This window comes from Bosea beijingensis, from assembly GCF_030758975.1.
In the GTDB taxonomy this organism is placed as follows: Bacteria; Pseudomonadota; Alphaproteobacteria; order Rhizobiales; family Beijerinckiaceae; genus Allobosea; species Allobosea beijingensis.
Map to the genome: position 1 here is coordinate 1,064,663 of NZ_CP132359.1, position 24,070 is coordinate 1,088,732.

Annotated in this window: 26 protein-coding genes; 16 read left to right on the top strand and 10 right to left on the bottom strand. The window is 64.4% G+C overall.

Going from position 1 to position 24,070, the window contains the following annotated elements:
* The first annotated feature begins 136 nt into the window (after positions 1-136).
* Together Q9235_RS05225 and Q9235_RS05230 are read left to right on the top strand one after the other, a co-directional pair.
* Positions 137-625, top strand: a complete 489-nt coding sequence (locus Q9235_RS05225) for a hypothetical protein (protein ID WP_306225761.1) — start codon at positions 137-139, stop codon at positions 623-625.
* Entirely contained in the window at positions 622-1,557 is a 936-nt protein-coding gene (locus Q9235_RS05230) for a hypothetical protein (RefSeq protein ID WP_306225763.1), read from the top strand. The genes Q9235_RS05225 and Q9235_RS05230 overlap by 4 nt, the downstream gene beginning before the upstream one ends.
* A gap of 40 nt (positions 1,558-1,597) precedes the next feature.
* On the opposite strand, the gene Q9235_RS05235 is transcribed toward Q9235_RS05230, so the two are convergent.
* Entirely contained in the window at positions 1,598-2,098 is a 501-nt protein-coding gene (locus Q9235_RS05235) for an SH3 domain-containing protein (protein WP_306225764.1), read from the bottom strand.
* Positions 2,099-2,127: 29 nt separating this feature from the next.
* Between Q9235_RS05235 and Q9235_RS05240 the strand changes: the two genes are divergently transcribed.
* On the top strand, positions 2,128-2,766 hold the full coding sequence (locus Q9235_RS05240; protein ID WP_306225765.1) for a hypothetical protein: 639 nt from the start codon (positions 2,128-2,130) through the stop codon (positions 2,764-2,766).
* Between the two features lie 113 nt (positions 2,767-2,879).
* Positions 2,880-3,224 (top strand): hypothetical protein, encoded by a 345-nt coding sequence (locus tag Q9235_RS05245; protein WP_306225766.1) that lies wholly within the window; start codon positions 2,880-2,882, stop codon positions 3,222-3,224.
* 28 nt (positions 3,225-3,252) lie between these two features.
* Here the strand turns inward: Q9235_RS05245 and Q9235_RS05250 are convergent, their stop codons facing one another.
* On the bottom strand, positions 3,253-3,633 hold the full coding sequence (locus Q9235_RS05250) for a hypothetical protein (RefSeq protein ID WP_306225767.1): 381 nt from the start codon (positions 3,631-3,633) through the stop codon (positions 3,253-3,255).
* 278 nt (positions 3,634-3,911) lie between these two features.
* On the opposite strand from Q9235_RS05250, the gene modA reads away from it, so the two are divergent.
* Entirely contained in the window at positions 3,912-4,694 is a 783-nt protein-coding gene (gene modA, locus Q9235_RS05255) for a molybdate ABC transporter substrate-binding protein (RefSeq protein ID WP_306225768.1), read from the top strand.
* Between the two features lie 81 nt (positions 4,695-4,775).
* Here the strand turns inward: modA and Q9235_RS05260 are convergent, their stop codons facing one another.
* Positions 4,776-5,900, bottom strand: coding sequence for a mandelate racemase/muconate lactonizing enzyme family protein (locus tag Q9235_RS05260; RefSeq protein WP_306225770.1), 1,125 nt, complete (start codon positions 5,898-5,900; stop codon positions 4,776-4,778).
* Between the two features lie 68 nt (positions 5,901-5,968).
* Between Q9235_RS05260 and Q9235_RS05265 the strand changes: the two genes are divergently transcribed.
* From Q9235_RS05265 to Q9235_RS05295, 7 genes are all read left to right on the top strand, one after another.
* Positions 5,969-6,634, top strand: coding sequence for a GntR family transcriptional regulator (locus Q9235_RS05265; protein WP_306225771.1), 666 nt, complete (start codon positions 5,969-5,971; stop codon positions 6,632-6,634).
* Positions 6,631-7,560, top strand: a complete 930-nt coding sequence (locus Q9235_RS05270) for an alpha/beta hydrolase (RefSeq protein WP_306225772.1) — start codon at positions 6,631-6,633, stop codon at positions 7,558-7,560. The genes Q9235_RS05265 and Q9235_RS05270 overlap by 4 nt, the downstream gene beginning before the upstream one ends.
* 23 nt (positions 7,561-7,583) lie before the next feature.
* The gene (locus Q9235_RS05275) at positions 7,584-8,804 is read left to right on the top strand and encodes an ABC transporter substrate-binding protein (protein WP_306225773.1); all 1,221 of its coding nucleotides are present in this window, start codon (positions 7,584-7,586) and stop codon (positions 8,802-8,804) included.
* Positions 8,805-8,869: 65 nt separating this feature from the next.
* The gene (locus Q9235_RS05280) at positions 8,870-9,769 is read left to right on the top strand and encodes a carbohydrate ABC transporter permease (protein ID WP_306225775.1); all 900 of its coding nucleotides are present in this window, start codon (positions 8,870-8,872) and stop codon (positions 9,767-9,769) included.
* Positions 9,766-10,602 (top strand): carbohydrate ABC transporter permease, encoded by an 837-nt coding sequence (locus Q9235_RS05285; protein ID WP_306225776.1) that lies wholly within the window; start codon positions 9,766-9,768, stop codon positions 10,600-10,602. Before Q9235_RS05280 ends, Q9235_RS05285 begins: the two co-directional genes overlap by 4 nt.
* The gene (locus tag Q9235_RS05290) at positions 10,599-11,501 is read left to right on the top strand and encodes a sugar phosphate isomerase/epimerase family protein (RefSeq protein ID WP_306225778.1); all 903 of its coding nucleotides are present in this window, start codon (positions 10,599-10,601) and stop codon (positions 11,499-11,501) included. The genes Q9235_RS05285 and Q9235_RS05290 overlap by 4 nt, the downstream gene beginning before the upstream one ends.
* Positions 11,501-12,517: a Gfo/Idh/MocA family oxidoreductase gene (locus tag Q9235_RS05295; RefSeq protein ID WP_306225779.1), complete on the top strand. Its 1,017-nt coding sequence runs from the start codon at positions 11,501-11,503 to the stop codon at positions 12,515-12,517. Before Q9235_RS05290 ends, Q9235_RS05295 begins: the two co-directional genes overlap by 1 nt.
* Before the next feature lie 206 nt (positions 12,518-12,723).
* Here Q9235_RS05295 and Q9235_RS05300 read toward each other — a convergent pair whose 3' ends face one another.
* From Q9235_RS05300 to Q9235_RS05325, 6 genes are read right to left on the bottom strand one after another with little or no spacing between them, the layout of a single operon-like run.
* A complete protein-coding gene (locus Q9235_RS05300) occupies positions 12,724-14,001 on the bottom strand; it encodes an NAD(P)/FAD-dependent oxidoreductase (RefSeq protein ID WP_306225780.1) in 1,278 nt (425 codons plus the stop codon).
* A 7-nt stretch (positions 14,002-14,008) separates the two neighbouring features.
* Positions 14,009-15,646 carry an FAD-dependent oxidoreductase gene (locus Q9235_RS05305; protein ID WP_306225782.1) on the bottom strand — a complete coding sequence of 546 codons (1,638 nt, stop codon included), beginning with the start codon at positions 15,644-15,646 and terminating at the stop codon, positions 14,009-14,011.
* 53 nt (positions 15,647-15,699) lie between these two features.
* Complete coding sequence (locus tag Q9235_RS05310) at positions 15,700-16,347, bottom strand: amino acid ABC transporter permease (protein WP_306225784.1); 648 nt, start codon at positions 16,345-16,347, stop codon at positions 15,700-15,702.
* On the bottom strand, positions 16,344-17,024 hold the full coding sequence (locus Q9235_RS05315) for an amino acid ABC transporter permease (protein WP_306225786.1): 681 nt from the start codon (positions 17,022-17,024) through the stop codon (positions 16,344-16,346). Before Q9235_RS05315 ends, Q9235_RS05310 begins: the two co-directional genes overlap by 4 nt.
* Positions 17,025-17,027: 3 nt before the next feature.
* Positions 17,028-17,810: an amino acid ABC transporter ATP-binding protein gene (locus Q9235_RS05320; RefSeq protein ID WP_306225788.1), complete on the bottom strand. Its 783-nt coding sequence runs from the start codon at positions 17,808-17,810 to the stop codon at positions 17,028-17,030.
* Positions 17,811-17,824: 14 nt separating this feature from the next.
* Entirely contained in the window at positions 17,825-18,775 is a 951-nt protein-coding gene (locus Q9235_RS05325; RefSeq protein WP_306225789.1) for an ABC transporter substrate-binding protein, read from the bottom strand.
* A 296-nt stretch (positions 18,776-19,071) separates the two neighbouring features.
* Between Q9235_RS05325 and Q9235_RS05330 the strand changes: the two genes are divergently transcribed.
* Positions 19,072-19,851, top strand: a complete 780-nt coding sequence (locus Q9235_RS05330) for an IclR family transcriptional regulator (RefSeq protein ID WP_306225790.1) — start codon at positions 19,072-19,074, stop codon at positions 19,849-19,851.
* Positions 19,852-20,073: 222 nt separating this feature from the next.
* Here the strand turns inward: Q9235_RS05330 and Q9235_RS05335 are convergent, their stop codons facing one another.
* Positions 20,074-20,985: a LysR substrate-binding domain-containing protein gene (locus tag Q9235_RS05335; RefSeq protein ID WP_306225791.1), complete on the bottom strand. Its 912-nt coding sequence runs from the start codon at positions 20,983-20,985 to the stop codon at positions 20,074-20,076.
* 148 nt (positions 20,986-21,133) lie between these two features.
* Here Q9235_RS05335 and leuC point away from each other — a divergent pair, with 148 nt between their 5' ends.
* Genes leuC through Q9235_RS05350 form a run of 3 tightly spaced genes read left to right on the top strand, consistent with a single transcriptional unit; the run spans position 21,134 to position 24,068 of the window.
* Positions 21,134-22,546, top strand: a complete 1,413-nt coding sequence (leuC, locus tag Q9235_RS05340) for a 3-isopropylmalate dehydratase large subunit (protein ID WP_422678271.1) — start codon at positions 21,134-21,136, stop codon at positions 22,544-22,546.
* The gene (gene leuD, locus Q9235_RS05345) at positions 22,546-23,172 is read left to right on the top strand and encodes a 3-isopropylmalate dehydratase small subunit (RefSeq protein WP_306225793.1); all 627 of its coding nucleotides are present in this window, start codon (positions 22,546-22,548) and stop codon (positions 23,170-23,172) included. Before leuC ends, leuD begins: the two co-directional genes overlap by 1 nt.
* A complete protein-coding gene (locus Q9235_RS05350) occupies positions 23,169-24,068 on the top strand; it encodes an isocitrate lyase/PEP mutase family protein (protein ID WP_306225794.1) in 900 nt (299 codons plus the stop codon). Before leuD ends, Q9235_RS05350 begins: the two co-directional genes overlap by 4 nt.
* Positions 24,069-24,070: the final 2 nt, after the last annotated feature.

Sequence of the window (24,070 nt, forward strand, 5' to 3'; positions counted from 1 at the left end):
GATGCGCTCCTCACTTTTCTGCCACCGCTTGCGATCGGTGCGGCGCTTGTCTTGATCGGCTTGGCAAAAAGAAGTCGGGCTAGACGCCATGACAGATGATCGGTGTTGCGCAGCCCTTGTTGCTCCAGCTGCGCTGATGACGATGGTCGGCTTCTTGACCTTGGCGCAGCATGCGAATGCGGCCGACCGGCGCCCCTCTCTGTGCAAGCGCGACGAGGTTGCGATTTTCTCATGCAGTCTCGGCAGGAAAGTCGTTTCCTTGTGCGCTTCGCCAGACCTCACTGAAACGGCGGGAACGATGAGCTATCGATTTGGCAGGAAGGGCGCCATCGAGCTTGAGTATCCCGCGGCCCCCGTGCATCCGCGAACGGCTTTCACTGCAGGGATCGATTCTGCCGAACGCGGCGACTTCGTCCGCTTTTCCAAAGGCGAGTTCACCTACACGCTCTATGCGCTGGTGGGATTGCGCGAACGCCGTGAAGAGGACGGGCTTTCGATCGCGCGGGGCGCGAAGGTCGTGCGCAATCTGAAATGCGCCGATTTCGCGATGGGCGAAACGGCCTGGCAGTTGATGTACCGCGCCAAGTTGCCGGCCGATCCATCTCAGTCGATCGCGCCCCAGTGACGTTTCGTTTCATCGTGCGGATGCTGCCTGCGCCGATCCGCGTGAAAATGGCGCCAACCAGCCGCCCCTCTGCTCGCGCGCGGCTTATGCTGACTGCGATTGCGATCATATATTCACTCGGCGCGTCCGCTCACGCCTCTGCCGGTGCGAAGCCCCTGCGTGTTTCCGTGGGGACTGCGTTATCCGCTCAACCGCAGGTGACCTATGCCGATCTCCTGCGACAGGTCATTCCAAACCTGTCGCTGGCCGGTGAGGTCGCAACCGGCCGTCTTTCGGCTCCTTTGCGAGCGATCGATCGTCGCTCGCCCCCGATCGAAACACTCGATCATGTCGAAATTCGAGAGATCTCGGCTTTGACCTTCAAGGCAGTCGGCAAGCCGAGACTTGCTGTTCTCGCCAATATCAGCCGCTCCAACGATGCGGAACAGCGCACGCTTCTCGCCGTGTTCGACATTTCGCGGCCGCCGCGTCTGCTGGATGCCGTGGATGTCGGGATGGATCGCTCCACTGCGTTCGACGATCATCCGCTCGTGCAGATCGGTCCGCAGGACATCGCCGTCGTTACCTCAAGCCGCCACTCCAATTCCAATCAGAGTTACGCCCTCAATTCGCTGATCTTCATGCAGGATGGCGCATTGGCTTTGGTCGATACGTTTCTGGTCTTCGGCGAGCGGGGCTGTGGTTTCACTCAACGCCAATCGATCTCGATCAAACGCAGGCCGGATAGCCAGTCTGGTCGCTACCACGATCTAGACGTGACGATCACCGATCGTCGCAGGGCCGTCCGGGAAAGTTGTGACGTGTCTCCCCCGAAGGGACCTGCTGTTCAGACCACACATGCCATTTATCGCTGGACCGCCGCGGAGAAGCGCTATTTGCCGCAATCGGACGCTCTCAAACGGCTGGCCGATCGAACGGCTGAGCGCTTCTAGCGGAACGTGGATCGATGGCCGCGATAGCGGGTCGCGCGCCCTACTCGCATTCCTGCATCTCCAGATAGCGCCGGCTGACCCAGCCCTCGGTTGTTGACGATTTTGCCTCGTCGAGGCGCCGCACGCTCGAAACATGCATCCAGCGTCCGGTCTCGTCGCAAACGGTCGATCGACCGATGCGCTGGCAGGTCATGTCCGTGACCCAAAGTCTGTCGCCCGGAATCAGCCGTCCAGACTGGGCAAAGCGAAGCCCGGGACCGCTACGCAGCGCCAGGAATCCATCCGGCGTCGGCAGCACCCTTGCGCAGCCATCGAGCGTTGCGAGAGCAGGGGTGGAAAATGCGATCGCAGCCAGGGTGATGACCACCGCTCGGCAACTTATCGTCGAAAATACTGATCGATTGATGCTCATCCGTTGCCGCAATATCCTTTCTTCCGCGGATGAAACAGCGTTGGCCGTACCGGGGCAAGAGCCTGATTTCCAGTGTTGGAACGAAGCATCGCCGAGCAACTTGCGTTGAGCCGCCTCGACGCAGATCATCAAGCGCTCATCTTCTCAGGATGCCGCTGATGCCAAGACCGGTTGGTGCTCGTGTCATTTCCGTCATCGTGGCCTTCGGGGTCACGCCGGCGATTGCGCAGCCGCTCGGGGATATCCTCGACTGCGCTGGTCCTTTCGCGAAGGGCGCTTCGGAAGGGAGCCTCAAGCAGCATTTCGGCGCGGAGAACGTCGGCCCCGGCGACATCGACATCGGCGAAGCTACGACAGAGCCAGGAACAATCGTTTTTCCAGATGACCCGAAGCGGCGCATCGAAGTGCTTTGGCACGATGCCAGCAATCGGCGGCAACCGCGATCCATCGCGCTTACCGGCTCATCGACCTGGGTCATCAGTGCTCGGTTTCCAGATCGTCGCAGGTTCGGTCTCGGTGCCGACCTCGCTCAAGTCGAGGCTATCAACGGCCGCGCGTTCAGGCTGAACGGCTTCGGCTGGGTCAATGGCGGATACGTCGTCGACTGGAACGGCGGCGCGCTTGGATCCAGCCATGCGTGCCGGCTGGACCTGCGATACAGCCTGGGCACGGAAACCAAACCGCGTGTAGCCAAGCGCGTTTCCGGTGGCCGACGATTTGGCTCCTCGGACCCTGCCATGCGTTCCGCAAAGCCGATCGTTTCGGAAATCTCCCTTTACTGGCAAAGTGAGCCGTGAAGGCCCTGTCGGCAGCCCGATTGCTTCGATGGCACTGGCGAGCGTCAGGCACTGGCCTGGGGGCAGATTGCCATCCGCCGACCTTGAGACGTCGAGCTCTGGCAACAGTCCCCTTGCTTCTTGCGCTGGCTGCGTCCGCCGTCGCACGGGGTGCCGAGACGCTGCCGATCAATCTGCGGGGCAGCTGGGCTCTGGACCCGTCGGATTGCTCGGCGGAAGCCTCTGCTGATTTCAGGATCGAAGTTACGGCGACAGACGTGGTCTTTGCGGCGTCACTCTGGTCGGCGCCAAACTGGATCCGGTCAGGGCCGGGCTGGCGCGGCGTCGCCTCGATCGACGAGGGCGGAGCCGGGCGATTGCCGGGCCGGCATACGATCACCTTGAGGCTCAATCGCGACGCGACGCTGTCGATCGGCCGTAGAGGGCAACCGGATGCCGTCTACCATAGATGCCGGTGAAGTCCGATCAGGCGATGTCGAACCGGTTCTATAACCGACGCTTGCCGCAGTCGCGATTCATTCGGGCTTGATTGCGGCGATATCGCTCGCTCTGACCTTCGCCCTCGATGTGAAGCGTCTGCTGAGCAAGATCCACAACGAAAGGCCGAAAACCCAAGTACTGATCGTTCCCGTTTTTTGCGTCGATCAGGCCGCAGATGCGCTCGCCGGCGATCGACCGTACGGCTTTCACGCGCGAAGCAGGTCCATCCGCCAGAATGAGGTCGAGCAACTCGCGAACCCCTGTCTGCTGCTTTTCCGAGAGCCTCCGGAAGGTCCCATCGACATCCTCGAACCCATGGGCTGGCGCGCAGGCCAACAAGACGATCATAGAGCTGCGCGATACGACGGCGCTGAGTGATTTCATCATCTCGTTCCGATGAAGGCAGATCCTGATCGCATCCGATTTTCGTGGTCAACCCAGGCGAAGATCTCCGACACCGAACATCGTGCCTTACGCATCGCGCGTAATGAGCTGAGGTTACCGACTAAGAGCGCAATGTCTTTGGCTCCGACGCCTGACGGGATAACGCTAGGTGAGCATCACGCAAGTGTTCCGGGTGTTGAGCCACGCCGTTCATCCGACCATTTAGCTCGTCGGCAACATCCAGTGCCCCAAGCGCGCGGCAAGCGGGAGAGGATAAGACCGTGATCACCCACCGCCAGTTGATGGCCACAATGTTTGCCGTCCTATTCGGGATCACACCCGCGATCGCGGCAGCCCAGGCCAACCCGAAGCCACTGGTGATCTTCGCCACAGCGAGCCTGAGTGGGACGCTCGACGAGGCAGCCGCTACTTGGGCCAAGGAAACAGGCAAACCTGCACCTAGGATCTCCTACGGCCCGAGCAATTCCTTGGCCAGGCGGATTCAACAAAACGCGCGCGCCGATGTATTTCTGTCGGCCGATCTAGCCTCGATGGACGGCCTCCAGAGCAGGAATCTGATCAAGTGGGCGACGCGCGTAAATCTGCTCGTCAATCGCATCGCCTTGATCGCACCGTCGGATTCAACGGCCACCGTAACGCTGGCACCTACCCTCGATTTAAGTGCTGCAATTGGCCAAGGTCGCATCGCCATCGCCAATGTCGAGGCTGTCCAGGCCGGCAAACATGGCAAGGCTGCGCTGCAGAAGCTTGGCGCTTGGACAAAGGTTCAGGACAAGATTGTTCAAACGCACACCGTCCGCGAAGCTGTGCTTTTGGTCTCACGTGGCGAGGTTCCCCTTGGTATCGTGACTACTGCGGACGCAGCTGCCGATCCAAAGGTCAAGGTACTGGCGACACTACCCGACGCCGCATATCCGGCAATTGTTCATCCGATTGCCGTTCTGAGAAACTCGACCAACCGCGATGCGGAGCAGTTTCTGATCTACCTACGCAGTGCAGGTTCGGTCATCGCCTTCGAGAAGCAGGGCTTCACCGTCCAATAGAGCCGGACTGCATAGCGAGAAGCTGCGGAATGGATTGCTGGCGTGGCAAGCGGCTTAGTCGGTAAAATTAACGGTCCTGCTTCAAGTATGGCTCGCCGGCGAGGTTTCGTCCCGCTCCCGGATGAAATCCATGTTCAGCTGGAGGCCGAGACCCGGCAAATCTGGCACGTGCATATAGCCGTCGATCGGCAGCGGTGCATCGTCGAAGACCTGAGCGGTTATGTCCTCGAACATCAGCAGGCGTTCGAGGAAGAGCGCGTTAGGCACCGCCGCGACCAGGTGCAGATGGAGGTTCTCCATGGCGTGGGGCGCGAACTTTACGTTCCAGGCCTGGGTCAGGGCGGCGCATTTCAGCATCTCGGTATAGCCGCCGGCGCGGGCGCCATCGACCTGCACGATATCGGCGGCATCGTGCATGAGCAGGTCCCTCACGCCGAACTTGGTGTATTCGTGCTCGCCCGTCGCCAGCGGGATGTCAGTGCCGCGCTTGAAGCGGGCGAGGCCCGGAATATCATCGGCGAAGACCGGCTCCTCGAACAGGAAGATATCGTATTCGCGGATGCGGTTGGCGAGTTGCACCGCCGTCGCCGCGTCGAAGGAATTGTTCGCATCGACCATCAGGTTGATGTCGGGCCCGACCGCCTCGCGGACCTTGCGGACGCGCTCGGCGTCGCGGCGCGGATTGCGGCCGCCGTCGAAGCCGACCTTGAACTTCACCGTCGTGAAGCCACGAGCGACCATCCCCTTGATCTCATCGACGAGCTGGTCGTCGGAATAGGAGGTCCAGCCGCCGCTGGAATAGACCGGCACCCTGGTCCGGTCGCCGCCGAGCAGCTTGTAGACGGGCAAGTCGACGATCTTGCCCTTCAGGTCCCAGAGCGCGATGTCGACGGCGCTGAGCGCGCAGTACATAAGACCCTTGCGGCCGACACCGCGCAGGTAGTGGAAGAATTCCTGCCAGATCGCCTCGGTCTCGAGCGGATCGCGGCCGATCAGCTTCGGCTTCATATTGCGGTTGATCAGCTCGCAGGTCGCCTCGCCGCCAACCTCGTGATAGGTGACGCCGATCCCCTCGAGCCCCTGATCCGTCGTGACGCGCACGATCACGAAGCCAATCGTCTCGACCTTGCGCGTCGCGTCGGCGAAGCCGCCGAGGACTGGGGCGGAGACGAGATGGACGTCGATCTTCCGGATCCTATGGCGCATCGACGTCCTCCGGCAGCTCGCATTGACATCATTATCGATAATGATATCGATATTCACATCGACAGACCTTGTCCAGCGACGGAGGCGACGTGGTCCCGAAGCTCAGTCGCCCTTCCGATCTGGTCTACGGGATCGTCAAGCGGCGGATCATCCTGAACGAGCTGACACCCGAGACGGTGCTGACCGAGCTCGGTCTCGCCCATGAGATCGGCTGCAGTCAGGGGCCGATCCGGGAAGCGCTGCTGCGTCTGCAGGAAGATGGTCTCGTCGTCCGTTCGGGGCGGCGGACGATCGTGACCCGGCTTACCGCCGAGGAAGCCGACGAGATGCTCGCCCTGCGCCGCCGCATCGAGACGCGCGGCGCGCTGAAGGCCGCGCTCCAGGCTGACGGCCAGGCTCTCGACGACCTGCGCGGCCTTCTGTCGGCCATGATGGAAGCCGCCGCGGATGGCGATGAGTACCGCGTCATCGAAGCCGACAAGGATTTTCACCTCGCCCTGTTCCGGCTCTCCGGGCTCGATGCGCTCGGACAGATTCTGGCGCGCTGCATCATGCACTCGAACCGCTACAAGCTTTGGGCGCCGGAACATCGCCGCCCGCTGATCGAGACGGCGCGGCGCCATGACGTTCTCTATGAGCGCCTCGCGGCCGGGGATGGCAGCGGGCTTGCCGCTGCGCTCGGCTCCCATATCGACACGATCGTGATTCAGGGCAGAGACGAGGCCGCGGCATGAGCGCCTTCGTCCACCCGCAGATGGCACGCATTCTCGCCGCTTTCGCGGCGACGCCGGGTGTCGATTTCAAGACCCTGCCGATCGCTGTGGCCCGCGCCTCCGCGGACGCCGGCTCCATCGCGTGGAACGAGGGCGCCCCCGATATCCCGGCGCGGGAAATCACGTTGCGGGTCGACGGCGCTTCCCTGCGGGGACGTCTCTATCATCCGAAGCCCGGCGCCGCTCTGCCCCTCATCGTCTATGTGCATGGCGGCGGCTGGACCTTCGGCTCGGTCGATACCCATGACGGCACGATGCGCCATCTCACGACGGCCTCCGGCTGCGCCGTCTTCGGGTTCGACTACCGGCTAGCGCCCGAACACCCCTACCCGGCCCCTCTGGACGACACGCTCGCCGCCATCGCCTTCGCCCTGGAAGGCGAGCTCGGTCCCGATGTCGATGCGGGGCGCTGGGCACTTGCCGGAGACTCCGCGGGTGCCACGCTGGCGCTCGCAGCCATGATCCATCGCCGCGATGCTGGGCTTGCCCTCCCCGCCACGGCGGCGTTGTTCTACGGCTGCTACGCACCCGATTTCGCCACTGGCAGCCATGCGCTGTTCGGCGAGGGATACATTCTGACCACGGCGAACATGCGCTGGTACTGGCGCAACTATCTCGGCCCGGCCTTCGATGCGCCGCCAGTGCTGGCCGCACCGCTGAACGCCGATCTTGCCGGTCTGCCGCCGCTCTATCTCACGGTGGGTGGGCTCGATCCACTCGCCGACGACACGCTTCGCCTAGCCGATCGTCTCGCAGCAGCAGGCTGCGCCTTCCGCTACGACCATGTGCCGGGCGTGATCCATGGGTGCCTGCGCATGAGCCGGGAGCTCGCGCCGGCGCAGGCCATGATCGACGCAGCGGCCAGCTACATCACCGAAAGACTATAAAAAACACCAGGGGAGAGAACGTCATGGAACGCAGGACTTTCATGAAACTTGCGGGAGCGGCCGCGCTCTCCTTCGAAGCCGCCATGCCGGCGATTGCCCAGGGCAAGGCGACGGTGCGCTGGTGGTATCACTACGACAATCCCCAGAACACGCCGGCCAGCCTCGTCGCGAAATTCGAGGCGGAGAACCCGGACATCAAGATCCAAGCCGAGCCGATCCCGTGGGGCGGCGGTACCGACTACATCAACCGCATCTTCTCGTCGCTGGTCGCGGGCAACCAGCCCGATTGCGCGATGGTGCGCCTGTCCTATCTCTCGCGCTTCGGACAGATGAAGGCGCTCGAGCCGCTCGATGGGTTCCTGACGAACTGGAAAGGCCGCAGTGACATTTCCGACGATGTCTGGAAGATCAACCGCTCGCCCGACGGCAAGCAGTACTACATGCCGCTGCATTACGTGGTGATCTATCTCTACTACCGGCAGGACCTGCTGCAGCAAGCCGGACTCCAACCGCCGAAGAGCTTCGAGGATTTCCTCACGGCGGCCAAAGCGCTGACGAAGGACGGCATCTACGGCTACGGCATGCGCGGCGGCGCCGGCTGCCACGACAATTGGGGGCCGTTCGTCCTTGGCGGCGGCGCCAGCTTCGACAAGGGCGGGATGATCACGGAGAAGGCGTTCGCGGCGAACCGCTGGTTCGTCGACCTCGCCGTGAAGCACAAGGTCGTGCCACCCTCGGCGCCAACCGACGCCTTCCGCCAGATCGTCGACGCCTTCAAGGCCGGCCGGACCGGCATGGCGATCCACCATATCGGCTCGGTCGCCGAGGTCGTCGGCGCGCTTGGCGACAAGGTTTCGGCCGTGCCTGTGCCGCGCGGCCCCGATGGCGGCGGCTGGACCTATTTCGGCGACGAATCCAACGCGATCTTCGCCGGCAGCAAGAACAAGGAGGCCGCCTTCCGGTGGATCAGCTTCCTGTCGAGCGCCGAAAACAATGCCGAGCAGGCGAAGCTCAGCGGCCAGTTGCCGATCACCATCTCGGACGCGAAGAACTGGACCGTGCATCCCAAGCGCTTCGTCGAGGCGAGCGATGCTTCCCTGCCTATCGCCAAACCCCTCCCCGACCATGTGAAGACGCCGGATTTCGTCGGCCGCGTCCTGCCCACCAACCTGCAGAGGGCACTGACCGGCGGGATGAACCCGGATGATCTGATGAAGGCGGTCGAGCTGACCTTCTACGGCTGAGGCCGGATCGCATCGCATGGCGCCGGGTGAGCCCGGCGCTCGCCCTCGATCCCAGGGACGACGCCATGAACAAGGCAACGGCGAGCGGCGCGATGCTTCGCGCGGCGACCCCATATGGCTTCCTGCTGCCGGCCCTGCTGGTGACGGCGCTGGTCATCCTGTTTCCGGTCCTGCAGACGGCCTGGTACAGCCTGCACGAATACGTGCTCTACGACCCCGACAATTTCCGCTTTGTCGGCCTGCGCAATTTCGCGACCGCGCTCTCCGACGAGGTCTTCTGGATCGCCTTGCTGAACTCGGCGATCTGGGTCAGCGGGATCGTCTTTCTTCAGCTCCTGCTCGGCCTCGGCGCGGCACTGCTGCTCAACCAGAGCTTCTGGTGGCGCGGCATGGCGCGGGCGCTGGTGATCATTCCCTGGGCGCTGCCGAGCGTGATCATCGGCCTGATGTGGACCTGGATCTACGATTTCAATCTCGGCGTCTTCAACGACATCCTGCTGCGCATCGGCCTGATCTCAGCGCCGCATCCGTGGCTCGCCCAGCCTTCCACGGCGCTCGCCTGCATCATGCTGGCGCTGGTCTGGCAGGGTTTTCCGTTCTTCACCGTCACCATCCTGGCGGGTTTGCAGACGGTGCCGCACGAACTCTACGAAGCGGCCGAGATCGATGGCGCGAATTCCTGGCGGCAGTTCCTCCATGTCACCCTGCCCTCAATCGCCGGCATCGTCGCCACGGCCGTGCTGCTGCGCATTATCTGGGTGGCCAATTCGCTCGACGTCATCCTGGTCATGACCGGCGGCGGGCCGGGCTATGCCACGCATACGCTGCCGCTCTATGCCTTCCTGCGGGCCTATACCGGCATGGAATTCGGCTATGCCGCCTCGCTCTCGCTGATGCTGACCGCGATCCTGCTCGGCATCGTCTGGCTCTATGTCCGCCGGCAGGCCGGGGAGATGGAGCGATGATCCGGCGCCGCTCCTTCGCCCGCAACCTGATCCAGGTCGAAATCCCCGTCCTGCTGGTGCTCGCCTTCGCGCTGGCGCCCTTCGTCTGGATGCTGCTGACCTCGATCAAGCCGAATGCGGACCTCTCCCAGTTCCCGGTGCGCTATCTGCCGAGCAGCACGACCTTCGAGCACTACCGGACGCTGATCCAGCGCACGAGCTTCCCGGTCAACCTGCTCAACAGTCTGATCATCGCCTGCGGCGCCGTGCTGCTTGGGCTCGCGACCAGCGTGCCGGCGGCCTATTCCTTTTCGCGCTTCCGCTTCGCCGGGCGGCGCACGCTGATGACCAGCTTCCTCGTCATCAACATGTTCCCGATCGTGCTGCTGATCATCCCGCTCTTCGTGCTGATGCGGATGCTCGGGCTGATCGACACCTTCCTGGGCGTCATCATCGGCCACTCGACCTTCTCGATCCCGTTCTCGATCTGGATGCTGGTCAGTTATTTCAACGCGATCCCGAAAGACCTCGACGAAGCCGCGACGATCGACGGGGCGTCGCGCCTGCAGACGATCCGGCTGGTGGTGCTGCCGCTGGTGATGCCGGGCATCGTCACCACCGCGATCTACGTCTTCATCACCTCGTGGAACGAATACCTGTTCGCGATGATGCTCTCGGGTGAGACGGTCAGGCCGGTGACGGTCGCCCTGCAATTGTTCATCGGCGAATTCACGGTGCAGTGGGGCATCCTTACAGCGGGCGGCACGATCATCGCCCTGCCCGTCACCATCCTTTTCCTTTTTGTGCAGAAGCGCCTCGTCGGCGGCCTGACGGCAGGAGCAGTCAAATCATGACCAATGCGATCGGGGTGATCTCGATGTTCTATGCGCGCCCGTTCGGGCGCGAGCATTTCCCGACCTTCCAGCGCATGAAGCAGGCCGGGGCCGATGTCGTCGAACTGCTCGTGCCGGAGCCGGGCGAGCTCGATCTCGCCGAGACGAAGGCCGCCGCAGCCGATGCCGGCCTCGCGATCGTGCTGGCCGCGCGGGTGAACCTGACCCGCGACCTCGCCAGCCTCGATCCGGCGGCGCATCAGGCCGGCATCGCCTATCTCGAGCAATGCGTCGACATCGCCGCTGCGCTGGGCGCCGGGATCGTCGGCGGGCCGCTCTACGGCGCGCCTCTCGTCTTCGCCGGCCGGGCACCGCACCCGGTCGAACCGGCCGAGCGGCGTCGCCGAGTCGATGCCGTCGTCCGCGGCCTGACACAGGCGGCGAAGCGCGCCACCGACAAGGGGGTCGTGCTCGGCGTCGAGCCGCTGAACCGGTTCGAGACCGACATGTGCAACACCTGCCGGCATGCGCTCGACTATGTCGAGGCCGTCGCCTCGCCCGCCGTCGGCGTGATGCTCGATACCTTCCACATGAACATGGAGGAATTCGACCTGGCCACATCGATCCGGCTGGCTGGATCGAAACTCGTGCATTTCCAGGCCAACGAGAACAATCGCGGCTTCGTCGGCTCCGGCCATATCGACTGGCCGGCGATCGCGCGCGCCTTGGCCGCGTCCGGCTATCAGGGCCCGATCGTGCTGGAGCCGTTCCGCCGCGACGACGAGGCGGCGGGCGTGACGCTGGCGCAATGGCGCGCACCCGCGCGGAATGAGGATGCGGAGCTCAAGGCCAGCATCGACTATCTCAAGGCGACGCTCGCCTTCGCCGACCGGCTCGCGACGACGAAGGGAATCGCGTGATGACATCCCCCTTGCGCCTCGGCTGGATCGGCTGCGGCACCCATGCCAACGAGATGCTGCTGCCGCAGGTCACGCGGCACGACGTCGTCCTGCAGGCGATCTGCGACCTCTCGCCGGAGAGCCTCGCCACGACCGGGCGGCGCTATGGCGTCGCGCCCGAGAACCGGATGAGCGACTGGCGCGCGCTGCTCGCCCGCACGGATATCGACGCCGTCGGCCTCGCGATGGGTCCGAACCAGCATCACGAGGTCGGCCTCGCGGCCATCGCCCGCGGCCTGCCGCTCTTCATCGAGAAGCCGCCGGCCGCTACCTCCCGGCAGGCGCAGGAGCTGGCGGATGCCGCGAAGGCCCGGGGCGTTCCGGTCGTGGTCGGCTTCATGAAGCGCTACTCCACCGCCAACCGAACTGCGGCCAATGTCATCCATGCGCCGGAATTCGGGGAAACGGCGAGCTTCCTTGGCCAGTACATGACGGCGCCGACCTACTTCGCCGGGGATGTCGACTACACCGGCTTCTACCTGCACCATTGCGTGCACTATTTCGATCTGATCCCTCATCTCATGGGCGAGGTCGCGACTGTCGGCGCGCGCCGGCACGAGTTGGAACCCGGCAAGCTGCTCCTCCATGTCGATTTCCGCTTTCGCAACGGCGGCATTGGCACGCTCGTCATGGGCACCCACCAGTCTCGCGGCACGCCGATGGAATGGTGGCAGGTGATGGGCGACCACCGTCGCGTCGAGGTCCGCAACCTGCATGAGGTCCGCTATTTCCGCAGCCCCCCGTTCAAGGTGTCGCGCGCGGATGCCAGCCTGACCGAGGCCGAGGATACGCTGGTCTGGGAGCCCAATTTCACCGTCGCCGCCAATGAGGACCACAAGGGTTATCACGCGATCCTCGGCGATTTTGTCCGCGCCGCCCGCGGCGAAAAACTGGACTTCCCCGACGCAACCGCAGGGGCACGGGCGCTAGCCCTGCTCGAACAGGCCATCGCTTCCGCTGAAGCTACGCACAGCTAATGATCCTCGGCGCGGGAAGGCACAGAGGGCGCCGTGCTCCATCACGAGAGCGCGCAAGGGATATCCGCTATCGCCGGTAGCAATGCGCAGTTGCGACGGTATCACTGCGCCACAAGCAGACGCTGGCGCACTGCCCCAAACCGGTCGTCGATGCTGAGTGCCGTTAAAATGGCGACGCGCCGATGTATAGGAGCTTCAAGCAGGCGTCAGGCGTGTCCCGGCATTGGCCAGTCGCGCCGGTCCAGGAATCGGTAGATGCTTTCGACGGTGGGCAGGAACCATGGAGCGCCCGCATAGAACGGGCGCGTTGGAAAAGAGGCAAGCTCGAATGCGCTCTGCTGCGGAAGATCACCGAGCATCTTCTGAGCGATCCGGTGCCCGAGATAGGTCATGATGACGACCCCCGCGCCCTGGCAGCCGGCAGCAAAATGGATGCCGTCTCGTTCGCCAATTCCCGGCATTAAATCAAAGGTGAAGCCGATGAACCCCTTCCAGGAATGCGTGACGCGATAGGGCGCCAAGGCCGGCCAGAGGTCGCAGAGCATGCGGTGCAGCTCCGGAGCGGCATCGCGCTCGTCCATGCGGTTACCGCCCGGCCGCCCGGTGAAGACGATGCGTCGCCCCGCCGGATCGCGCCGGAACGCATAGAGTAGCCGCTTGGTGTCACCGCCATTGACGTTGCTCGGCAGGATGCCGGCAATGACTCGCGGCGGCAGTTCCTCGGTCGCGATCATGAAGGGCGTCACCGGGATCACCCGGCGCCTGATCTCGGGCAGCTCCGGGCCGGCATAGCCGTTGACGGCGGCGATGAGCCGCGCCGCTCGCAGCGATCCCCGGGGCGTGGTCAGCCTGAACCCGCCCGCTTCGCGCTCGATGCGCGAGACATGCGCCCGACCGCAAAGCATGGCACCCGCCACCTCGGCGAGCCGCCGCACCCCGGCATGCAGCTTGGCCGGGTGGAGCGAACCGGCATCCTCAAGCACAATGCCGCCGTGATAGGCGTCGGTGCCGAGCCATGCGCGCTGGCCGGCGCGGGTGACGTCGCAGACGCTCATGCCGTGGTCGTGCCGGTAACCCTCAGCCTTGCGCAGCAGGGCCTCGTAGGCCGCAGGAGTATGCGCCGCGACGAACCTGCCGGAGCGGCTGTAGTCGACGTCGAGATTCGCGATCAGTGCGTGAAAGAACGCATTCGCCTCGCGCCACTCGGCGCGCAGCCTCGCGGCGCCTTCAAGGCCGAAACGCCTGTCGATGTCGGCAGGCAGCTTCGGAGCACCGCCAACATGGCCGCTGTTACGCGAGCTCGCGCCGAACCCCGGATCGCCGCTTTCGAGCACCACGACGCTCAACCCCGCGGCGGCGAGCGCCCGCGCCGCCGTCAGTCCGCAATAGCCGCTGCCGATTATCGCTACATCGCAGCGATCCGGAACGGCAGCCGGCGCGGGCTGCAGCGCCACATCGTCCCACCAGAGCGGCGTCGTCTTCATCGCCGCGTCACGCGTTCTGGCGCAGGATATGGTTCGCGCAGATATAGCCCCAGGTCATGTTGGGGCCGATCGTCGTGCCCGATCCTACTGCGCGGGTGCCGAACGGGCTCGCCATCGCGATGCCCGCGCAATAGAGGCCCGCGATGATGCTGCCGTCCGCCCGGAGCACCTGGCCCGCCTCGTTCGTTCGGGCTCCACCCTTGGTGCCGAGGAAGGAGCGATTGAACGGGATCGCGATGAACGGGGCCTTGACGATCGGCTCCATCAGGCCGCTGACCGCGGCGCGCTCGGCCTCCAGCGGTGTCTGGCCGCGCTTGAAATCGTCGTCGCGGCCAGAGGCGGCGAAGCCGTTGTAGCGGTTGACCGTATCCTCGAAGGCGGCCTGTGGTAGCTTCAGCTTGTGCGCGAGCTCGCGGATGCTGGATGCCCGCGTGACCCATTTGCGATCGAGCATTGCGAACCAGCGAAGCAGCCCGGATTTGCCGAAGAAGCGGCCATCGCTGATCAGCCAGACCGGGAGGTTGACCGGCTGGCCGTCAGCGTCGCGCGCGTCGATGATCTCGCCGAGATTGAAGCGGAATTCGCTGACGAAGCGCTTGCCCTCGCGGTTGACCAGGATCGCGTTCGGCACGGTGTGGAACTGCAGCGGAATGCCGTGCAGGCGCCCCTCGTAAAGGGTCGGAACCAGCGACGTCATGTTGGCCTGGTTCATATGGGCAAGCTGCGCGCCGACGGCAGCGGCCATGCGCTGCCCGTCGCCGGTGTTCGTGCGTGGGCTGCCGATATAGTCGACAGGGCCGGGAAAATGCTGCTTGCGCATCTCCTCGTCCCATTCGAAGCCGCCCGTCGCCAGCAGCACGGCACGGCTGGCCATATAATGCCGGACCTTGCCACCCTGCTCGACCTCGACGCCGGTGATCCGCAAGCCCTCGGTATCCTTCAGGAGGCGGCGCGCGCTCGCCTTAAGCTCAAGTCGGCAGCCGGCATCGAGGGCGCCCCGGATCAACCCGGTCATCAACGCCGAGCCTTGGCCGCGCTGGTTGGTCAGCCAGCGCCAGAACAGCACCGGCGCCATCCTGAACACCGTCTTGAAGAAGCGGCGCTGGATGTCGTGCGCGAGCTCCTGATAGGTGAAGATGTGCGGCAGTGTCGAACCGCGCAGCTTGCGCTTGTAACGGCCCAGGAGGTTGCGGCTTAGCAGTTTCGGCGAGATGGTCCGGCCGCCGCGCTTGCCCCCCGGATATTCGGCGAAGGGGTCGGCTTCGTGCGTGATCGCGAATTGCAGCGGCGTGTTCGCCTCGATGAAGGTCAGCATCTTGCCGGAATTCTCGGAGAAGGCCTGCCAGAGCTTGTCCTCGGTCGCCTGCCAGCCCTCCGGAGCACAGGCACGCAGATAGGTCAGTGTTTCCTCGGGGCTGTCGCTGATGCCCTCCGCCAGCATCAGATGGTTACCCGGCACCCAGGTGCCGGCGCCCGACATCGCGCTGGTCCCCCCGAGCAGATGCGACTTCTCCAGTACGATCACGCTCGCCCCCCCCTTGGCGGCGGTCAGGGCGGCTGCGATCCCGGCCGAGCCGGAGCCGATGACGACGACGTCCGCCGTGATGATCTCGGGGTCGCCAGCGCGTGCGGTCTCGTTCGGCATGATAGGGCGTGTCCTCGGGATGAGCGGTCTGCGAAGTGGAGCAGCGATCGGCTTCAACGACTTCGGGCGCCGCGGCGCTCGGCATGGCGCAGCAGAAGCGAGAGCGGAAAGCACATCAGGAAGTAGACGATGCCGACCATGACGTAGATCTCCAGCGGCCTGAAATACTCGGCGCTGAGATCCTGGGCGCGCAGCATCAGGTCCGGAGCGGCGATGAGCGACGCAACGGAGGTATCCTTCAACAGGTTGATCATGACGTTGCCGATCGGCGGCAGCACCACGCGCACGGCCTGCGGCAGGACGATCCAGCGCATCGCCTGCATCGGACGCATCCCGATCGCCAACGCCGCCTCCGTCTGGCCCCGCGCGATCGCCTCGATGCCGGACCGGTAGATCTCGGCCATGTAAGCGGCCGTGTTCAGGCCAAGCCCCAGCACCGCGGCCTGGAACGAACTCAACTTCACACCGAACTCGGCCAGCCCGAAATAGATCAGGAAGAGCTGGATCAGTGCCGGAGTGCCCCGGAAGATCTGGACATAGATGCCCGCGGCACGGCGCAGCATGGCGCTGTGGCTGCGCCGCGCCAGCGCGATGACGAGCCCCAAGACCAGGCCGATCGCCAGCGCGAAGGCGGCGAGCTGGATGGTCGCCCAGGCCGCAGACAGCAGCTCTGGATAGATGGCGAGCCAGAGCGCGATCATGCCGCCCTCGCCAGCGGATCGAAATGCTTCTCGGTGCGCTGAACCAGTCGCGCCAGCGCCAGGCTCAGCAGGAAATAGATCAGCGCCGCGAGGAAGTAGATCTCAGTGCTGCGGAAGGTCTCGCTGACCAGCAGCTTCGCCCGATACGCGAGCTCGGGCGCCGCCGCGGCTGAGGCGAGCGAGGTGTGCTTCAACAGGCCGATGCAGAAATTGCCCAGCGCCGGCAGGGCGATGCGAATCGCCTGCGGCGCGATGATCGAGAGCATGATCAGGCCGTTGCTCATGCCGATGGCCTGCGCCGCCTCGCGCTGGCCCCGATCGACGGCCGCGATGCTACCACGGAAGATTTCGGAACAGACGGCCGCCCCGTTCAGTCCGAAGCCTAGTGTCACGGCGACCGTCGCCGGGAGCTGGATACCGAGCCGCGACAGCCCGAAATACAGGATAAAGAGCTGCGTCAGCACCGGGACGTTGCGGAACACCTCCAGGAAGGCCAGAGCGAACCAGCGGAGCGGCGGAAAGCGAGCCTCCCGCATCAGGGCGATGAGCCCACCGAAGATGAAGGCCGCAAGGCTGGAAGCGATCGTCAGACCGACGGTCGCGATCGCGCCTTCCGACAGGACACCCAGGAAGCGCGGCCAGTCCGCCACGGCCGAGAGGAAGCCCGCTCCGGTCATCGCTCAGTGCTCAAGCACGGCGCGCAGGAAGTCGCGCGTGCGGGCGTTTCGCGGCTCGCGGAAGATCTGCCGCGCCGGACCCTGCTCGACGATAGAGCCGTCCGCCATGAAGACGACCTCGTCGGCGACGCTCTCCGCGAACCGCATTTCGTGGGTCACGATCACCATGGTCATGCCGTCCTCGGCGAGCCGGCGCATGACATTGAGGACCTCGCCGACCAGCTCGGGGTCGAGCGCGGATGTCGCCTCGTCGAAGAGCATGAGCTTCGGCTTCATCGCGAGCGCACGGGCGATCGCGACGCGCTGCTGCTGGCCTCCCGACAGACGTTCCGGATACTGGTCGCGCTTGTCCTGCATGCCGACCCGTTCGAGCAGTCTCAGGGCATCGTCTCGGACCTCATCCGATGGGCGTCGCAGCACCTTTACCGGGCCGATCATGACGTTCTCGAGCGCCGTCAGATGCGGGAACAGGTTGAAGCGCTGGAAGACCATGCCGATCTGCGAGCGCATCTGCGCCAACCGACGTGCCGGCATTGGGACCGGCCCGTTCGGGCCGTCGACCAGTCCGATCGGCGCGCCGTCGATCAGGATCCGGCCGCCGGTCGGTTCCTCGATATGGTTGATGCAGCGCAGCAGCGTCGTCTTGCCGGAGCCGCTGGGGCCGACCAGGCAGAGCTTCTGCCCTGCCTGCACCGTCAGATCGATGCCATTGAGGACCCGCAACGAACCGAAGCTCTTCTCCAGGGCCTCGATCCGGACCCGCTCGGTCTTCGCCTGCGCCGACATCGCCAGATCCATGATCAGCTGAAGATGGCGCTGAAGTCACGCGCCTTGTGCGCGAACGGACCGATCGTGGCTCCCGAAGCATCACGGTCGACACCCAGACGCGGACTCGGCGTCGTCGCCTCGAGATAGGCCGGGCTGGTAATGCCGTACTTGCCCAGGATCTCCTTGATCTGCCCGGTCTTCCAGAGCCAGGCGATACCGGCATTGATTGCGTCGTACAGGTCGGGGTTCTGGCCATAGGTGGCCCAGATCGCGTTGTTCTTGCGCGTCAGAAGCGGCAGGGTATCGTCATAGACGATCGGCACCTGCTTCAGCGCCAGGGCATTCTGCTGGATCATGTAGTCGATCACCGGCGCATCGAGCACCGCGAAGTCCAGCCGCCCGGCCAGGATGTCGCGCATGCAGGAATCGATGCCGTCGTAGAGCTTGACCTCCTTCGTGCCGGGCACCTTCTTCATCTCCGGAACGAAGGCGTAACCGACGCCCGAACCGATGGTGCGGCCCTTGAAATCGGAGATGCCGATCGAGTCCTTGAAGGGCTCGGACTGCCGCATGATCGCGAATTTCGAGGTGTAGAAGACGGCGTCCGTCAGCAGCATGATCTGGCTACGCGCCGGGGTCCAGGCGAAGTTGCCACCGAACCAGTCGGCCCGGCCGGACTGGACTGCCTCCACGACCGCCGGGAAGGCGATGATCTGAACCTCAAGCTTGAGCCCGAGCTTCTCGGCGATGCGGCCGAGCATGTCCAGATCGGTGCCGAAGGGCTTGCCGTCACGGATCGAAGTCAGCGGCATGTCGCCGGTGCAGGCTGCCGTCAGGACGCCCGGCTTGACGGTCTTCAGCGCCGGCGCCTGCGCGCTTGCCGCCAACGGGGCCAGCCCCGAAGCCGCTCCCAGCGCTCCGGCGCCGAGCTGCAGCAGATGTCGTCGGGAAAGGCTCGTCATTCCCGTGATGTCGTCGGCCATTGCTCATCCCCTTATTTTGGTTGTCCCGAACGCCCCGCGCCGTTGCCGTGCATGGGCCCTAAATCCGTCAGCCGCTGACTGGGCGCACCCCCCGTAGGCGCAGCGACCGCCCCTCCTCCGCTGCCATCCAGCGACGCCGGCCTGCCGCTTCGACGACGGTTCTCCGTCGCGCTCCTGTTGAAGCGAACATGACACGGAGATAACGGGTCGCCAATATGAAAACCGAATATCGGGCATAAATATCTTTACAAATACCGATTATCGGACATTGATGGCTCAGGAAGGAAATTTTCGGAATGAAGACACCACGAGCGGCCGGGCTGGGAGCCGAGAGTTCATCCAATGTCGAGCGAGCCGCCCAGCTTCTGCTGCTGCTCGGACCGGCCGGAAGCGATGGCCTCCAATTGCGGGAACTGACCGAGCGATCGGGCGAGAACCGCTCCGCCGTCCATCGCGCTCTGGTCGCACTAGCGCGGTCCGGTTTCGTGGAAATGCCATCGCAAGGCCGCGGCTATCGATTGGGGCCCTCGATCTTCGCCTTGGCACAGCATCAGAAGCGTCTCGACACCGACCTCGCTGACATCCGGGCTGCCGCCATCGAGATCGCCTCGCGCTCGGGCCAGTGTACTTATCTGATGGCGCGCGCCGGTCTCGATGCTGTTTGCATCGAAATGCTCACTGGCTCCTCGCCGATGCAGACTTTGACAGGGGGCGCAGGAGGGCGCCTGCCGCTCGGCGTCGGCTCGGGCAGTGTCAGCATGCTTGCCACACTCGACGAACGAACACGCGAGGCGATCCTGGACAACAACGCCGACCGCTATGCCCTTTATTCGAACTGGAGCCGAAAGGAGATCGCCGCTTCTGTCGAAAGGACGATGGCGGACGGGTTCTCCTACGAAATCGGCCAGATGTTTCCTGATATCGGCGGTGTCGCGGTCGCAGCACCGGGACGCGACGGAACGGCTGGCTATGCGATAGTCATCTCCGCACATAAAGACATGTTGACCCCACCTAACCTCGTTGCCTTCGCAAAGATTATGAAGGGAGCAATCGAGCGGGCCGCTTCGAGAGGGTAAGCGAGGGCCGTTCTACATGCGCCACGACCGGACATTGAAGCTCCTCCCAGAAGCGGACCTTCAGTAGGTGCGTACGAAGCCCGATTACTTCTCCTCTTCGGTGATCGCAAGTTCACTGGAGAGTTCAAGGCGAACCGGCTATACTTGATGAGCCGTCACTGGCCAAAAAATGCTTGCATGAGGACGTACTGGCCTGCACGTAGCTCCCCGTCGGCGATCCATCTACTCCCAACCCTTCCGCGCTTCGTCAGCCAACCAAGAGTGCAACACCCGAATGCGCGGAAACTGCGCCCGCTCGCGCGGGTAGGTCAGAAAATACGCACTGTCGGTTTCGATCACGAGATCATTGGCAACGACAAGGCGACCGGACCGGAGATCCTCGGCAATAAAGGCCAACTGCGCGATGGCGAAGCCCAGGCCGTCGATCGCTCCCTGATAAGTCAGGCCAGAGTTCTCGAAGATCAGCAGGCGCTCGAGCTTGACGCCGGATAGGCCCGCTGCAGCGAACCAACGGCCCCAGTCGTCAGGCCGGCGGAACGAATGCAGCAAGGGCTGCTCCACAAGACGCGCCGCTGGAATGAATACTCGGCCGTCACTTGCCTCGGCTAATAGTTTGGGGCTGCAAACCGGGACAAGCCGTTCTCCGAACAGGCGCTGGCCTTCAAGACCGTGCCGGATCGACTCGCCCCAATAAATCGCCGCGTCGATCTGATCACGCTCGAAGTCAACCGGTTCGTGTGAGGTGGTGACCTGAACGGAATAGGTCGCATTTCGGGCATGGAAGCTGCCGAGCCGTGGAACGAACCACCTGATCGCGCAGGTCGGCGGCAGCTTGATACGCAGCACCTTGTCATTGGCGCCGGCCGAGACCGTCTGCGCCGCATAGGCGATGCGCTCCAAAGCGGGCCCGATTTCGCGCAGGAAGAACTCGCCGGAACTCGTTAGCTCGACCTTGCGATGCAGCCGGTCGAACAGCTTGACGCCGAGAACCTCCTCGAGCGTGACGATATGCCGGCTGATCGCCCCGGGCGTGACGTTGAGCTCCTCGCTCGCGGCCGTGAAGCTCAGACAGCGAGCCGCTGCGTCGAAAGCCCGGATGGCGTTGAGTGGCGGCAGGCGCCTGGCGTGACCCATGATTGAGTTTTCCTCAAGCTATACGCAATTTAATCGTTTGTGCCCGCCGCTTGGCAAGGCGAAGCTTCGATGCCGCCTGGACACGGGCCCCGAACCACACAAGCGCATGAAGCGCGGGGCCTGGCGAGAGCGGCGGGAAACGGCTCGGGTGAAAATGGCCTCACCACGCACGCTTTTTGCGAAGATTTGGCAGGCGCATCGCATCCGCGCTCTCGATGAGACGCGCGATCTGATCTTCGTCGATAGGCATATCCTTCAGGAGACGACGAGCGCGGCCGCCTTCGAAGGCTTGGCCGCCGCAGGGCGTAATGTCCGGCATCCGGAGCTCACGGTCGCCACGCAGGATCACATTGTTTCAACCAGGCCAGGCCGTGACGAGGGCACGAACCCCGGCGGCGCCGAATTGATGCGCCTGATGCGGATCAATGCGACGACCAACCGGATCGCGCATTTCGGAGTGGAAGATCCGCGCCAGGGCATCGTGCATGTCATCGGCCCGGAACTCGGCCTCGTCCTGCCCGGCACCGTCGTCGCCTGTGGCGACAGCCATACTTCGACTGCCGGAGGGCTCGGAGCGCTCGGCATTGGCGTTGGCACGAGCGAGGTCGAGCACGTCCTCGCCACCCAGACGCTTGCGCTGCCGCGCCCGAAAACGCTGCGCATGACCTTTGAGGGCAAGCCGGGCACGGGCGTGACCGCCAAGGATCTCGTGCTTCATGCGCTCGGCCGCTTCGGGATCGCCGTCGGCGCGGGGCATGCCATCGAGTATGCCGGCCCGGCGATCCGCGCGCTCCCGGTGGAGGCGCGGCTGACCGTTTGCAATATGTCGATTGAATTCGGCGGACGGCTTGGCCTCATCGCTCCGGACGACAAGGCGTTCGCCTATGTCGCCGGCAGGGCCTTCGCGCCGAAGGGCACGGAGTGGGACGCCGCGCTGGCGATCTGGCGGACGCTCTACAGCGACGACGGCGCCGTGTTCGATCGCGAACTCAGCGTCGATGCCGCGAGCGCACCCCCGCAGGTCACCTGGGGCACGACGCAGGAGGACGTGGTCGGCATCGACGAATGCGTTCCAGACCCGCTCGGCATCGCTGATCCCGATCGGCGTCGCCGCGTCGAAGACGCGCTGGCCTATATGGCGATAGAACCTGGTCGCCCCATAGAGGGATTGCCGATCGACGTCGCCTTCATCGGCTCCTGTACCAACGGCAGGCTGTCGGACCTTGAGGCCGCCGCCGCGGTCGTACGCGGAAGACGCGTCGCGCAGCATGTCCGTGCGCTGGTCGTGCCCGGCTCGACCTCGGTGAAGCGCGAGGCCGAGGCGAAGGGTCTAGACAGGATCTTCTCTGAGGCCGGGTTCGAGTGGCGCAGCGCCGGCTGCTCGATGTGCGTCAGCATCAACGAGGATATCGTACCGCCCGGCGCGCGATCGATCGCGACGTCCAACCGGAATTTCGAGAACCGTCAGGGCGCGAGAGCCCGCACGCATCTCGCAAGCCCTGCCATGGCCGCCGCCGCCGCCGTCGCCGGCGCCATCACCGATGTCCGGAGGATGGGCTGATGGGCACGCCCTTCCTGAACTTCTCGGGCGTTGCCGCCCCCCTCGTCGTCGAGAACGTCAATACGGACGCGATTATTCCCGCTTCGTATCTGCGCTCGACGAGCGCCGATCTCGCCGAAGGCCTCTTCGCGCGCTGGCGCTATGACGAGGCGGGGGCCGAGAACCCTGACTTCGTGCTGAACCGCCCGCCATTCAGAACGTCTGCCCTGATCTTCGCAGGGCCGAATTTCGGCTGCGGCAGTTCGCGCGAGGCCGCGGTCTGGGCGCTGGTGCGCTTCGGCATCCGTTGCGTCGCGGCGCCCAGCTTCGCCGACATCTTCTACGAGAACGCGTTCCGAAACGGATTGCTGCCGGCCATCGTCTCGCAGGACGATCTTGCGGTGGCGCTCGAACTGGCTTGTGTACCCGACGGGGCAAGTTTTGCCGTCGATCTGCCCGCCGCTACGATCAGCGGGCCAGCCGGACACGTCATGGACTTCTGTATCCCGCCCTTCAGACGCGAGGCGCTGCTGCGCGGCGACGACGAGATCGAGACGACCTTGCGTCTTGATGGCGACATCGCCCGCTTCACGGCCGCAGACCGCATCGCACGGCCGTGGATCCACTCGATCGGAGCCAGGTCATGACGCGGATAGCCTTTCGACGGGCGCTCGAGGCGGAAACGCCGCTGGTCCTTCCCCTGGCGCATGACGCATTGTCGGCGCGGTTGATTCAGCAGGCGGGCTTTCGTGCCTTCACCGTCGGTGGTTCGGCGCTGCTGGCAGCGCGACACGCCCTTCCCGATATCGGGCTGATCGGCCTGCGCGACATGGTCGAGGGGCTTCGCGATCTCGCCGCGGCCAGCGACCTGCCGTTCTTGGCGGATGCCGATGACGGCTATGGCGACGTCAAATCGGTCGCGAGACTGGTCAAGGCCTATGAGGAGATCGGCGTCGGCGGCTTCCTGATCGAGGACCAGGACCGGGACCGCAAGCAGCAGCGCGCCGACCATGGTGGTGCCGTCGTCGGTCGCGAGGTGGTCGAGGCAAAGCTGACGACCGCGCTGGCGGTGCGCTCGAATCCGGAAACTTTTGTCATCGGCCGGACCGACGCCTACGGAGCGCTCGGCCTGGACGAGGCCCTGTCGCGGGCAGACCGCTTTCTCGCACTCGGCTGCGACGGCATCTTCATCGCCGGCCTGAACAAACCCGAAGATTTCGAACGCGTCGGCCGCACGCTGAAGGGCGCGATGCTGTCGGCCGCCATGTTCGAAAGCGGCGGCACGCCCTGGTTCACCCCCGCCGACCTTGCGGCCATGGGTTTCCGCATGATCTCCTATCCGGCGAGCCTGATCTTCCGGGTTACGCGGACGATGGCGGATGCGCTGTCCGCGCTCCGATCGACAAGCCTCGGTCAAGGCGCTTTCGAGCCGATGCCAGCGCCGGAAGAGGCAAGGAAAATACTCGATGAAGCGGTCGATCTGCTGCGCTGGCGCGGGATCGAAGCCGCCGCGAAACACCCAACCTCCAAGGACAACGCGTGAAC